Annotated in this window: 11 protein-coding genes and 1 pseudogene; 10 read left to right on the forward strand and 2 right to left on the reverse strand. The window is 59.2% G+C overall.

What is annotated here, in order from left to right; all coding sequences use genetic code 11:
* Positions 1-103 precede the first annotated feature (103 nt).
* The 6 genes from L598_RS09560 to L598_RS21750 are packed head-to-tail and all read left to right on the forward strand — an operon-like array spanning position 104 to position 6,380.
* Positions 104-1,411, forward strand: coding sequence for a helix-turn-helix domain-containing protein (locus tag L598_RS09560; RefSeq protein ID WP_144861953.1), 1,308 nt, complete (start codon positions 104-106; stop codon positions 1,409-1,411).
* Positions 1,405-1,662: a hypothetical protein gene (locus tag L598_RS09565; RefSeq protein ID WP_144861955.1), complete on the forward strand. Its 258-nt coding sequence runs from the start codon at positions 1,405-1,407 to the stop codon at positions 1,660-1,662. The genes L598_RS09560 and L598_RS09565 overlap by 7 nt, the downstream gene beginning before the upstream one ends.
* Entirely contained in the window at positions 1,662-3,971 is a 2,310-nt protein-coding gene (locus L598_RS09570) for a DotA/TraY family protein (protein ID WP_144861957.1), read from the forward strand. The genes L598_RS09565 and L598_RS09570 overlap by 1 nt, the downstream gene beginning before the upstream one ends.
* A gap of 11 nt (positions 3,972-3,982) precedes the next feature.
* Positions 3,983-4,498, forward strand: a complete 516-nt coding sequence (locus tag L598_RS09575; RefSeq protein ID WP_144861959.1) for a hypothetical protein — start codon at positions 3,983-3,985, stop codon at positions 4,496-4,498.
* Between the two features lie 14 nt (positions 4,499-4,512).
* The gene (locus tag L598_RS09580; RefSeq protein ID WP_144861960.1) at positions 4,513-6,003 is read left to right on the forward strand and encodes a M23 family metallopeptidase; all 1,491 of its coding nucleotides are present in this window, start codon (positions 4,513-4,515) and stop codon (positions 6,001-6,003) included.
* Between the two features lie 2 nt (positions 6,004-6,005).
* Complete coding sequence (locus L598_RS21750; protein ID WP_246658701.1) at positions 6,006-6,380, forward strand: type II toxin-antitoxin system HicB family antitoxin; 375 nt, start codon at positions 6,006-6,008, stop codon at positions 6,378-6,380.
* Between the two features lie 67 nt (positions 6,381-6,447).
* Here L598_RS21750 and L598_RS09590 read toward each other — a convergent pair whose 3' ends face one another.
* Positions 6,448-6,690: a hypothetical protein gene (locus tag L598_RS09590; protein ID WP_144861962.1), complete on the reverse strand. Its 243-nt coding sequence runs from the start codon at positions 6,688-6,690 to the stop codon at positions 6,448-6,450.
* A 107-nt stretch (positions 6,691-6,797) separates the two neighbouring features.
* Between L598_RS09590 and L598_RS09595 the strand changes: the two are divergent.
* From L598_RS09595 to L598_RS09605, 3 genes and pseudogenes are all read left to right on the forward strand, one after another.
* Positions 6,798-7,040, forward strand: a pseudogene (locus tag L598_RS09595) (IS3 family transposase); the annotation flags it as partial.
* A gap of 1,051 nt (positions 7,041-8,091) precedes the next feature.
* Complete coding sequence (locus L598_RS09600; RefSeq protein ID WP_144861964.1) at positions 8,092-8,880, forward strand: HAMP domain-containing histidine kinase; 789 nt, start codon at positions 8,092-8,094, stop codon at positions 8,878-8,880.
* 237 nt (positions 8,881-9,117) lie between these two features.
* Positions 9,118-9,954, forward strand: coding sequence for an alpha/beta hydrolase (locus tag L598_RS09605; protein ID WP_348642748.1), 837 nt, complete (start codon positions 9,118-9,120; stop codon positions 9,952-9,954).
* A gap of 38 nt (positions 9,955-9,992) precedes the next feature.
* Here L598_RS09605 and L598_RS09610 read toward each other — a convergent pair whose 3' ends face one another.
* The gene (locus tag L598_RS09610; RefSeq protein WP_144861968.1) at positions 9,993-12,830 is read right to left on the reverse strand and encodes a winged helix-turn-helix domain-containing protein; all 2,838 of its coding nucleotides are present in this window, start codon (positions 12,828-12,830) and stop codon (positions 9,993-9,995) included.
* A gap of 418 nt (positions 12,831-13,248) precedes the next feature.
* On the opposite strand from L598_RS09610, the gene L598_RS09615 reads away from it, so the two are divergent.
* A partial coding sequence (locus L598_RS09615) for a transposase (RefSeq protein WP_144861970.1) occupies positions 13,249-13,431 on the forward strand: 183 nt, incomplete at its 3' end.

A 13,431-nucleotide genomic window follows, 5' to 3' on the forward strand; every position in this document is an offset into this window, starting at 1 on the left:
CCTCCGAAGGCAGAGGTCACAGGTTCGAATCCTGTCGGGTGCGCCAAAAAAACCAATAAATCCAAGGCTTAGAGAAGACTTTGACGCGGAAGCTTGCAGCTTCATGCATCTCGAAGCGCGAACAAAGCGCGAAGATGCGGAGCTTTCCCGTACAGATCCCGTACAGGGTTTCACTGCATTGGAGCCGCCTTCCATACCGGCGACATCCAAAGAAAATGCCGCCCCGACGGCCATCGGGAACGGCATTGGCAACTACAAAAATAGCACGGTTCAAACGTACCCGTCTGCGACGCAGAACGCAAGAGGTTCAGGACGACGCGCACGAATTCAGCAAGCGTTGCGGAATGCTAACGAGCTCGGTCTGATCACAGACGCGGAATACGGAACCGCCGCGATGATGGCGTCGTACATCAAGGATGACTTCGATCACCCGCTTTGCGCAGTGGAGGTCCAGCGGATCGCCCGCGACAGGGGCCGCGACGAACGCACGATCCGCCGTCATGTTCTGTCTCTCGCGCGTATCGGATTCGTTGAGGATCGCACGGCAGGCAACGGCCTGCGGGGAGTGTTTTGCGGAAGGCGCGTGATCTTCGGGATCGACTTCTCTCCGCTCGTTGACCAATACGAGCGGCTGCGCCTCGACCTGAAAGCAAAGCGCGAGGAAGAGGGCCGTATCCTCGCGATGCGTCGGACAATAAGCTTTCTCCGCCGCCGACTGCGCGCGGCTTGCGAGGAAATATCGGATGATGGCTTGCTCGATTGGCTCGCTTCACTTCCTCGCCGTTATGGCAGCCTTTCAGCCGACGAATTGGCCAGACTCGTGGAGGAATGCCAGCGGAGGCTTGAAGGTCTAGTGCGGCAGCGAGCCAAAATGGCGGCTTCGGTCGCAGATCGGCCAAACAGTGGAAAGGAAAGCGAAAAATCGGCTGTTGGTCGGTCAAAAATGTCCGATGGACCGGACAAAATTGCCCGACCTTCTACTTCTACGAAAAAGGAAAATAACAATAGGGAAGAAAGTACCCGCTACGCTGTGGATATCTCTGCGCCAGCCGTGGGCACGACAGGCACCATCACACTCGAAAAGGCGCTGGCCGCAACTCCGGGCGAGTGGCGCGAGTGGATCGCAATCTACCGCGAAGGCGGAATGGATGCTGTGAGAGCGTTCAACCTGACGGCCAAACAGTTCTTCAATCAGGCAGGCGGCAGTGAGCGAATATGGCGGTTTGCGGCCTCACGAGCCGGCGAGAACATGGCCGCACTGCTTGCGCTGATTGCCTGCGAGAGCCCGAATATTAGGGAAATCGACGCGTGGATGGCGGCGATGGTTGGCCGAGCTTGCCGCGAAGAATTCAACTGGCAGACGCCATTTGCGCGCCTCACACGGACGAACCGGGAGGCTGTACCATGCTGAAGCTCGCAAAGCCGCATCGAAACCGCGCAGGTTCAGCGTTCCTCCTCGGTCAAATCGCTTTTTCACAGGGCTTGCCCTGCCGGTGGATCAAAGATCGCCGGCTAATGCGATTTATTGTCGTTGATTGTGCAGGTAGCGCGGAAGCGCTTTGGAACCTGCCATTCGCGTGGGAGGCCGGCTGGCATGCCGCCCGCGCGCTCCATCGGCGGCTGAAAAAAGAACTGCGCCGAGCAGCGGCAAGGGGGCTGTGATGGAAGAACAACGATACGATTTCAGCAGCCTGTTCGAGCGTAGCGAGGGCGACTATGCCGGATCGCTGTTGGAGCGGTTGTTCGGCGGGGTTATCCCCTACTTGCAGGGAACCGCCGACGATCTGGGTGCCGGCAACTGGCTTTCCACTATCTTCGGCCTGTTCAACACTGCCGGCCTGCTGGCCGTGCTGATCGTGACCTCCTACACGATCTATACCGTCATCATGGATACGGCATCCGATGGCAAGGTTTTCGGCCAGAGGACTGACACCAAGTACACGATCATGCGGACCATGGCCGGCTTGATTGCGTTCGTGCCGGTTTCGGGAGGCTATTCGCTGGCGCAGGTCGCAATGCTGTTCCTCGTGCTTCAGGGTTCGGCCTTGGGCGATGTGGTCTGGACTAGGACTGCTGACGCGGCGTTGCGAGGCCAGCCACTCTTGGCGCAGCCTGCGGGGCAGTCAGTCAACAATTTCGCGATCCAGGGCCAGTTCGCTTCGGCATTTGATGCACTGGTGAATGGTCACCTCTGTGCCATCAATGCGAACAGCATTGTCTCGCTGCTTGGTGGAAGCTCAGAACCCAATCTAGACAAGCCTATGGAGGCGAAAAGTTCTGAAATAATCGAGGTTTCGCCCCACAACGTCGAGCGCGCCACCGGGCTTCGCGCCCGCCTGCAACATGCAATTCGGTTCGAGGATAGCTCGTCATCCTATACGGGACGGGCCAATTTCTGTGGGGGAGTGCAAAACTCAGCGGTAATCCGCCAAAGTCTGCCCGGCACGACAATTATGTTTGCAGACCACGTTGCAGCCGCACGCGTGCGCGCGCAGTTCGTAAATTATGTAAGTACAATCGATACGTTATCAAATGACGCGCGCGCACTGGCATTGCAAATACACGAGGGCCAGCGCGACGTTCCGACAATAGAAGACGCTGCCCGCACTGCCGTCCGCCGGGCGACGGCCAATTATGCAAGCGGTGCTGCCACAAATCTCGCGTTCTCCCACTCAGAGGCGCAGGCAGTTCACGATGGGCTGCTTGCGGATGCGAGCAAAAAGGGGTGGCTCTTTGCCCCCGCGTGGCAGCGCGGCATCTCCATGGGCTCATCATGGTACGGGTCGCCAGACGGTGATCTCCGGCTGCAAGCGGTTCGCGAAAACAATCTGGTTGAGTATCTGCAAGGTCAAGGTCGCCGGATTGGGTCGCGTCACGATACGGTCACCACATCCATGCTCGCAAAGGCGAGCGACGACTTCGAGACATGGGACATGATGAGCCCGTTTCTCGCGGGATTGTCAGACCCGGATGAGGATAAAGCTGATGAGGGAACTTACTCTGGACTGACGCAGCAAAAAAACTCGTATTCGCGGGTTCTGAACTGGCTCTACCAGTCAATGTTGGACCTGTTCACACCGATTGCCGCCGATGATGATGGATTTGGCTATGTCGATCCAATGGTATCGATCAGCAAGCAAGGTCAGTCCTTGATGCAGATTGGTGGAGTGCTTGCCGGCGGTGGCGCACTTGCGTCCGGTTTAGGTTCTTTCCTGTCGTGGGTCCCCGGCGCTGGCAAGATTGCGGGCGCACTCGGCGGAGAGCTGCTTGAAACTGTCGGAGGAGCGGGTCTGACAGCAGGTGTGGCCTTCGCGTTCCTCGGGTTCGTCATCGGCACTTTGGTACCTATGATACCGTTCGGCTTCTACATCGGAGCTGTCATATCTTGGGTAATTCTGGTTGTTGAATCCATGTTCGCCGTTCCACTGGCGGTGCTTTCCTTGTTCGCGCCCGCGCGAGAAGGAAGCCTGATAGGGTCGTGGAATCGGATATTGCTATCCATCTTTGGCATCTTTTTCCGGCCATTCTTCACCGTGGTCGGGCTGATCTTCGCTATGATGCTCATGAGCTTTTCACTGCGCTATCTCTATGATTTGTTTTATATTCTGATGGAATTCATGGTCCCGTCGGAGACCGTATGGTCGATTTTCATGATGTTGGGCTTCGCCTCCATGTACGTCATGCTCACGTGCATCATTGTCCTTCTGAGCGCCCAACTCATTACCGAATTGGGCGACGGGGCAATGAACTGGCTGGGCGTGACGTTCAGTGCCAGCAGCAAGTTCGATGTGGGTGGGCACGCACAGACAGCTGCATCTTTGGGAACTGATGGCGGACTTGTCGCCAAGGCGTCTCTTGCTTCCCCTTCTGCGCAAGCCGGCATGCGAACCCGCGCATTTGGGGCGATGGATCGCCTTCGCCGAATTCGCGGTACCCACCCGGATGATCAGTTGCGGTTGCCCTTTAAATGAAGGAGTGCCCAATGAATTTCATGACGGCGATAGAATGGCTCACCCATGCTCTAGACCGATTTCGTGAACGCCGAGAGCAGGCCGCGCGTTTCTACGCACTTGTCGCTACGCGCTTCGACCGGATACCGGCACTTGAGCAAAAGGAAATCGATGAGGCTCACGAAAGCGGTTGTCTTCAGGATCGCCTTGAGCGGGAAAAAACGGCCATTCAATCACTGGTTAAGCAGGTCGAAAAAGAAGTCGGCGGCGTGCGCCGCGATCAGTATGTGGTAGCTTTCGATATCCTTATGCGCCGCCGTCTGGACGGTCTCGATCTGCATGGCTGGCGCTGGTTCGATCTGAACTTTTCAAAGAAGCCTCTCTTGCAGCGCATCGTGCAAGGCAAGAACAGGCATGGTCAGAGCTACGAGCGCAGGCGCAGACCAGCCCAGTATATGGAAAATGCGACCGGCAGGGTCATGGATGAGGACGAGTTCGTCGCAAAAGGTGGATTAGTCCGCCCCCTCAAATTCACGCGAATTAAGTAGGGGAACCCTTAGTAATGAAGCTCAAGCATCTCCTGCACGCCACGGTGGCACTCTGGGTGTCGCTCGCTCTGCCCCACTCGCCCGCGAGCGCAGGCGTTCCGCCGGCAGAATTGATCCAGTATGGAATGCCGCCGAGCTTGGCTCAGTTCGCCGCCAACATTTCAGCTTCGGAGGGCGATTGGACTTCGGTAAATTGGGCCGGATGCGTGGGCGCATTTCAGTTTTGCTCCGGCACCTTGGAGCAGTACTATCACGGCACGCGCGAGCAGTTTTTGAACGATCCACGCGCGCAGGTACAGGCGCACCTGAGCTATCTGGCCGACGAATGGGCACTCGTCCAACGGCATGGCTATAGCGAGTTGATAGGCCAGCAGGTCTGCTACAATGGTCGGTGCGCCACCATAACGGCAAGTTCCTTGTTGAAGGCGTGTCAGTTCGGCTGCGGGCCGGACGGAAAACTGGCCAATTTCTTGAACCTCAGTGATTGCGATCATCCGAAGGTGAGGGATGGCAACAACTATTCCGTCTGCAATTACCTGATCTCCGGGGCAGGATATGACGTGTCCCACATCATCGGCGAGCAGGAGAATGGGATAGAAGGCATTGGCTCGATTGCCGCTGGCATGTGCCTCCAAATCCCGATTATGTCGCAGGCTGGAGAAAAGGCGACCTCGCCTTTCGGTGTGGATCGAACGGGCCGCGCTTCGGTCGGCTACCACCTCGGCCTCGATCTCATCAATTCAGTTGGGCGGGGCGATTCTATCTATGCGGGAGTGCCGGGACGAGTCATCGTCGCGCGCAATAGTGGCATGAATGACGTTTTCGTGGAGACGAGCGATGGAAAAATGCGCTTCGGATATCTCCATGGCGATTCCATCAACGTCCGCGTCGGTGATGAGGTTCAGAACAACACGCAGGTCATCACCATGGGCTCTGCTGGCTCTGGGGAGGCAGTCCACCTGCATCTTTACACGGCTCTGTCCGGTGATCTGGTCAGGAGCTTGGGGGAGGCAGCTGGTGTCGTCTGGCCCCTCGCGGATGGTGATTTCCGGGGAGACAAGCGGTCTGGCGGGCTATCGGGTGCCGGACTGGCCGAAAGCGCGCCCTCACCGTTCTACATGGTCAACCCTGAAACTTATCTCCACCACCGGGTTCCATTTGCGCAGGACGTTCTCAATTCTGAGCAATATCGGCGTCAGGGCTTCAGTCGGCCCGATGGCATGACACTTGAGCCGACCTGCGCGCCGCCGCCCGAATTTTTTGCAGGCGGATCGCTCCGCTCTACAAATGGTGGCTCCACCGTGAACGGCGGCATGGCCGCTACCGGGCAGGCCGCTGGCAGCAATCCGCAGACGCTCGTGAATATGGCTGCTTCGGACGGCAGGGACGCCATTATTCAACGTGGCCTGTCCTCGATTGGGGAAACCACACGCACGCGCAATTACGGCCAGTCGCGCCGCTCGGCGGCTTCCGTCTGGGCTGGGCTGATCTTCGCGTGGGAATAGTGATGTACGATTCAAATGGCCCGCGCCGAAAGCGAGACAAGGTCAAACGCGTCGATCTTTTCATCGGTGGGCCAGAACCGATCATCAACGCCTTCTTGCGCTTCTGCGAGGATAGAGGGCATTCGAGCTATTGGCGCGCGCTCCGAGACCTCATGCAACGAGCAGGCATCGAAATTGATGATGGAAAGGATTTACCGCTACCGCGCTTCGTAATGCAACCGCTCGCGACAGAGGATGGCAACGGCTATCTTGTTGAGTTTCCCGATTATCCCGGCTGCATCGCGGATGGGGAAACGCCGGAAGAAGCAATAAAGGAAGGCCGCGACGCTTTGAAGTCTTATCTCGCGACCTTGCACCAGCTTGGCCGATCTCGGTAAACCGGGTAATCGCTCACGGTGCATGGAGTTCGCGCCATCCGCGACCTTCGGCCAGGGTGAACTGCAATCATATTCGTTCCTTGCGGACAGGAGCGCCAAAGTCGATTTCATCGTGAACTTTTTCGTTTGTAATCGCTTCGATTAATTCGTCTAGCGAAACCTTGATAGCGGGCTCGCCGGCTCTGGCGTCTGCTATTGCATTAAGCGCGGAATCCTCGTCTGTAGCCAGCACTTCCGCGATCATGCGGTCCAGATCGGGCAGGAGAACATCAGTTAGGTCGGCGGACGGCGTACTCTGCTTCTTCTTCATCATCATTTCTGCATCAAATTCGGATGACTAGCTGGATCAAACCATTGCTTTCCATCCTTTTCGCCGTGCCATGGGTTGCCGAAGGGCCGACTGGATGGGGGATCAACCGGCGCGTGCATGTCCTGCTGCGGCGGGAGGGCTGGGCGATCAATCGGAAGAAGACCTACAGGCTCTACAAGGAGTTGGGCATGCAGCTGAGAAACAAGACGCCGAAGCGGCGGGTGAAGGCGAAGCTGCGCGAGGACCGTGCTGAGGCTGTCGGCCCGAACGATGTCTGGGCCATGGACTTCGTGCACGACCAACTCGCCACCGGCCGCAAGATACGGGTGCTGACGGTGGTCGACACCTTCGACTGGGGCGACGCCCACATCGGGCTCTATGGCAAGCCAAGAGGGCATGATCCGAGGGACAACAGCTAACGAAGCGCGCCTTCTTTCACACCTGCATTGTCGCATTCTAAGGGTCGCCAGATAACTGATTTGCATTCGTGCAGGGCAGCTTCTGGCCTTGTAAGCGATATCTAACAACTTCTAACGGCAACAAATTAGCATCCCGAGATCCAGCTCCTATCTGTCAGCTGTCACGCGATCCCAAAGCATAGATGACGCACAACCAAGTACAGTGTGGTCTGCCGCATGGCAGTCGGCGCGTGATCGCACGCAGATGAAAAGGAGTATCCAGAAATGAGAAACTACATCATCTCGGCAATTGCCGCAGCTATTGTCTTCCCGATTGCGTAAGCCTCCGCCTTCACGACCATTGGCACTGTTCAAGCAGTCTCTGGTCATGAAGTAATCATCCAGGAAGGCGACGTTTCCGTCTTCCTGCCAATTACGACTTGGCCAACATCCGGGCTGGTCAGAAGGTAGCCATAACCTGGCAGTCTCAGCAGCAGCAGTTCATCGAGCTGGGTGATGAGAACTTTGCGAAGGTGCCTGACGCTTCCGCAATTGTGGTTGCCGAGTAGGCTGGCCACACGAGCGTCTTCCTGCCGCTCATGTGGCAAGAGACGCCCGAACGGGCAGGAGTGGGCCAAGTCCGGCCGTTCTGCCCTCTCGATCACTCCCATGACCGATGTGGCCTGTCCGCACGGCTCATCCTGAGCAGGCGACCACCCTCGCTCCGCAGGATGGGCTGTGCAAGGGCGAACCCTTGCACGACGGACAAAGCGCGACAGCGGAAGTATAAGGGATGATTATCTTTCACATTTCTGCTGCGCCTTGTCTGTCTTCTCAAGGACCGTCGGGTCTCAATTGCAAGTAACGCTTCCGATAGCGCGAGTTGTTATTGCAGTGTGCGCGTGCCCTTACAGGATCTCACAACGTTAAACTCGCAATCTTCGCGCTGATCGGTGACGCTCATTCCCATGGGAAAACGGCCAAACCGGGAGCGAGAACCGCCATGTTCCAGAGCATCAACGACTTTACGCTGCCTGCCCGGACTTTTCTGCAGGCGCATAGCGCAGAAGAGACGCATCCGGAGCCTAGCTTCGAAAAGTTCCTCCTGACCGTAGCGGCTCATGACCTTTGGCAGCCCCTTCAGACCGTCGGACGCAGTCTGGAACGCCTGAGCGCGGGCATCCGGAGTATCGAGGACATTGATCTCCTGCAGAGAGGCGAGGACGCTCTCGGCCGGATCATCGAGGACCTCTCGCTCCTTATCGAGGCCTTGTCCTACTCCCAGGAACAGGGAGGCGTCCTGCGGCCGGTCATGGTGGGAAATCTGCTCGCCCAGACTGTCCAGGACTGCGAGGACATGGCCAGGGACGTCGGCGTTTACATCCGTCGCGCCAGGACAAGTACGGTGGTTGTGAGCCACCCGCTTCTGCTCAGAACCATCCTGCGCAATCTGACCCGCCACGCCGTGCTGCGTGCCGGGGAAGGGGGCCAGGTTCTCCTCGGTGCGCGCAGGCGCGGAGACGCCGTCAGGATTGACGTCGTCTTCAGCCAGCCATCGTCGAGTGAGGAGGCTGTCCTGCCGTTCAGTCCCTTCATGCAACCGGACTCACCGCAGGATGTCCGTTCGAGTGCCGCACTGTTTATCGTGCGCCAGGCGCTGAGGATCCTGGGCTCCCACAGCGAGATGCGGCCAGTCCGGCAGCACGGCTTCCGCTTTTCTTTCTTTGCTCCGCTCGTGTCCGACCGGGCATTGCCGCGGCCGTTGGGCTTTGCAGAGGAAGAACCGGCCTGAAGCGGGCAGGCCAGACCCGAAAGATTAACGCAACGGCAAGAACCAGGCATGAGCTCATCTCTCCTGGATATCGATGGCTCATGCCAAGAGGAGAGCAACAACATGACCGAACTCAACTTTACGCGGCGACGCGCTTTACTGACGGCAACTGCGATCGCTGCCACCGCAATTCTGCCATCCGGAGCACTTCTGGCGGCGGAATACACCACGCAACCTTCCAACACAGGAGAAAGGAAAATGGGTTACGTTACAACAAGCGACGGCGTTGACATCTTCTACAAGGACTGGGGCCCCAGGGACGCCCAGCCGATCATGTTCCACCACGGATGGCCACTCTCATCCGATGACTGGGACGCGCAGATGCTGTTCTTCCTGGCACAGGGCTACCGCGTCGTCGCCCATGATCGCCGGGGTCATGGACGGTCTTCGCAGGTGTCCTACGGCCACGACATGGATCACTATGCCGCCGACGCATTTGCCGTCGTCGAGGCTCTGGACCTGAAGAACGTGGTGCACATCGGCCATTCGACCGGAGGCGGCGAGGTGGCACGCTATGTTGCCCGGCACGGCCAGCCCGCCGGCCGCGTCGCCAAGGCCATTCTGGTCGCCGCTGTTCCGCCGCTGATGTTGCAGACTCCGGAAAATCCGGAAGGCACGCCAATGTCGGTTTTCGATGAATGGCGCGCCACCCTCGCCAGAAACAGGGCCCAGTTCTTCCGCGACGTGCCTGCTGGTCCGTTCTACGGCTTCAACCGGGAAGGCGCTGAGCCCCTGGAAGGCGTCATCCAGAACTGGTGGCGGCAGGGCATGAATGGTGGAGCCATCGCCCATTATCAGGGCATCAAGGCCTTCTCGGAAACGGATCAGACGGAAGATCTGAAGGCGATCACCGTTCCCACGCTTGTGCTGCACGGTGAGGACGACCAGGTGGTTCCCATCGAAGCCTCGGCGCTCAAGACCATCAAGCTGCTCAAGAATGGCACGCTCAAGACCTACCCGGGCTATTCGCACGGCATGCTGACGATCTCTCCCGAGGTGATCAATGCCGACATGCTCGCCTTCATCCGGGCATGAGGCTTGACGGGGATGTGGCAGCCGGCACCACGTCCCCGTCAGCGCGAGATCTCCGCGAGCAACGCTCGCGCATCAGCGAGATCCCTCGACCGGCAGCCCTCGGCAAAACGGCTGCACACGTCCCGCAGCAGGGCTTGAGCCCTCGCATCATCTCCCCTCCCAATGAGATGCCGGGCAAACGCATTGGTTGCCCGCAGTTCCCAGGCGAGCGCCCCGTCATTTCGTGCCTGGGCGATGGCTTCTTCATAGGCGCTCTGCACGTCCCCATCGGGCCGCCCCTGCATCCCCATCAGCTCCGCCCGGGTTCTCAGGAGCTCCGGGAGGAAATAGGTCGGCGAATTCTTTGCCGTCTGGAGGACTGGAAGAAGGACTTCCTCCGCCTCCTGCGTCTTGCCGGTCCTTGCCAGGCACTCGACATAGGATCGCACGCCGGGAGGCAGCAGAACCGTCACCCGCAGCTCCCTCAGGGATCGCAGGGCTTCCCTGAGCGTGGAAATGGCGCGCTCGATTTCTCCTGATGCGAGCAGCAGCTTGCCTTGCAGCAGGTGCCCGCCGCTCCTGTAGGGGCGCAGGTCGTGGGTGGTCGCCAGCTCCATGAGTTCCTCAATGACATGCTCTGCCCATTCCGTGTCGCCCGACCATAGGATCTGCTGGGCGACGAGCAGCCGTGCGATGCAGGCGGTCACCGGATTGGTGTCCCGGGCGGAGGCCGTCAGCACCTCGTCCGCCAGGGTTGCCGCCTCCTCGGGGAAACCGCAAAGCCAGGCAGTCCACACCCGGCTTATGTGCGTCCGCAGGATCGTGTCATAGCCGCAATAGACGATCCGCTTGAGGCCAAGCATCTGCCCGCGCGCCCAGCCTGCTTCAAGCGTACGGCGCGCGAGCTCCTGCCTGCCGACGAGATTGTAGGCGATCCCGAGGATGTATTCGGCCGTGACCAGGTGCCTGGGATCGCCGAGGTCCCTTGCAAGATCGGCAAAGCGTTCCGCATCCCTGAGTGCGTCGGCGAACTCGCCCCGGCGCGTATGGTAAAGGTTGCGCCCGGCGAGCAGTTCAAGCGCATAGCCCTGCTCTCCAAGGGCGGTGGCGATCTCCAAACCGCGATCGAGCACACCACCTACCGCCTCGATATTCCCTTGCGCATACATCATCGAGGTTGCGAGCGACAGCTGCAGCAGCAGCGCTGATTTCGTGGGTTCAGGCGCGTTCTCGATGAGAGACAGGGCAGTCTGGCACCACCGCACACAGTCCCGCATCAGACCCCGCTCGATGAAAAGACGCGAGGCCAATGCCGCGAGCTCAATGCCAAGCTCGCTGTTTCCCCCGGTCGAGAAGCACCATTCGAGCGCTGTCCGGATATTGCTCAGCAGCCCCGCCTCAAGAACCTCCCACGCATTCTGCTCGATCTCGGTGTGCCGCGCCTGAAGGACACTCAGGAAATACCGCGCATGGCAAAGGGCGACGTGATCCCGTTCGCCACTTTCCAGCAGCTTCACTTCCGCATAAATCCGGGTGATATCGAGCAGCCGGTATCTGAGAGCCCTGGAACCGCGCTGCGTTGAGAGAAGCGACTTGTCGACCAGCTCCTCGATCACGCGTGCAACTGCCCACTGGTCGTCGGCAAGATCCCGGCAGATGGCTGCGGCAGCCTCCAGCGTAAACGAGCCCACGAAGATCGACAGGCGGGTCAGAATCCTCTGCTCGTGTTCCGACAGAAGCGCGAAGCTCCAATCGAGCGCCGCACTGAGCGTGGCATGGCGCGGATCGTGGCGCAGGCCCGGCCAGCTAAGGAACAGCCGCTTGTCAAGCACCTCCAGCAAACCCGAAAACCCGTACATCTTGACCCGGCTGGCCGCCAGCTCGATCGCCAGAGGGTTTCCTTCCAGCCGATGGCAGATGTTGACCAGCGCCAGCGCATCTTCGTCTTCAAGGTGACCGCCGTATCCGCATTCGTTCGCCCGGGTCATGAAGAGCTGGACGGTGGGAGAAAGCATCGCCTGGGCCGCGGTGACCTCCTGCGGCTTCATCTCCGGCAGCATGAGCGGCGGGAGATTGTAGACGTTCTCCCCGAGCGCCCTGAGGGGCTCGCGGCTGGTGGCAAGAATGAAGACCGACGGATTTTCCCTGTAGAGCGTGGCCGCGATCTCGGAAACGGGGTCGAGTACGTGTTCGCAGCAGTCGAGGATGAGCAGCGCATGCCGCCTTTCAAGAAAGGTCACAAGCCCCCTCAGCATGTCGCCCGACGCGAAGGAGAAACCGGCCGCCCCGGCAATCGCTGGCAAGACGCCATCCAGACTGTCCACCAGCCCGAGGTCCACGAAGAAGACGTTGCCGCCGAACCGATCGCTCAGCCTGTGCGCAAGTTCGATGGCCGTGGTGGTCTTTCCCAGTCCCGCACTGCCGACGATGCTCACGAACCTGGCTTGCAACAGCAGTTCATGCAGCTTGTCCAGGTTCTCCTCGCGTCCGAAGAGAAGTTTGACCCGGGTGGGAATGCGTGTCTGAACCTCCGGGCTGCGTGCTTCTCCGGCATTGTCCGGCGGGCTTTGCACCGTGACAGGCGCAACGAAGACGTAGCCGCGCCCTGCCACGCTCTTGATGTATTCACCCTCCACCGGGGATTCCGAGAGCTCCTTGCGCAGGCGCGAGATCTGGAACCGCAGGTTTGTCTCATCCACGGTCAGGTTGGGCCACACCTCGTCGAGGATCTGGTTCTTGCTGACCACCTGCCCTCTGGCACGCACCAGAACCACGAGCAGATCGAAGGACCGGCTCCCGAGCTCTACGGGTTTGCCGTCCCGGATCAACACGCGTCGCTGGGGGTCGAGCAGAAAATCCCCGAAGCGAAAGATTTCCGGCTGGTCGGGTGGCTGCATTGCCGCTCCCCTCCTGTCAGATCGGGGTAGCTCCAGGTGGATTGCTCAAGGCAGAATGTGAATCCGGCGCAGTCTCCGGAGACGCCCTCATCAATCTGCTCTGGAGGCAGCCGAGGTCTGACCAACATGATGGCCTGCGCAGATAGGATATTTGACGGAACGTCGCGGTCAAGTCGCCTTGCCTTGAGAAAGCCGCGACGGAGCTGCCAAACTCAACCGTGCGCAGCCTCGGCACTCATAGAGCGCGGGCACCCAGAATGCGTCAGTTGCAAGGTTGCGCCACGCTCGGAAAGGGTCCTCCGTGTCAACGGCGGTGCAAAATCCGGCCACGCGGCGGCGCAAAACCAGGCCAGGTGGCAGTGTGATCCTCCCCCAGTGAAGTGGTCCGCCGTTATGATTAGGAAACGGAGGATCGAGAATGGCCAACAAGCGACCGAAGCCGGAAGAGATTGTCTCGAAGTTGCGGCAGGTTGAGGTTCTGATGGGGCAAGGCCTGTCCCGTCTTGATGCGATCAGGCGGATCGGCGTTGTCGAACAGACTTATTACCGCTGGCGCAAGCAATATGGTGGGATGGGCGTAGATCAGTTGAAGGAACTGAAG

This window comes from Mesorhizobium sp. J18 (assembly GCF_007829525.1).
Lineage (GTDB): Bacteria > Pseudomonadota > Alphaproteobacteria > Rhizobiales > Rhizobiaceae > VLJP01.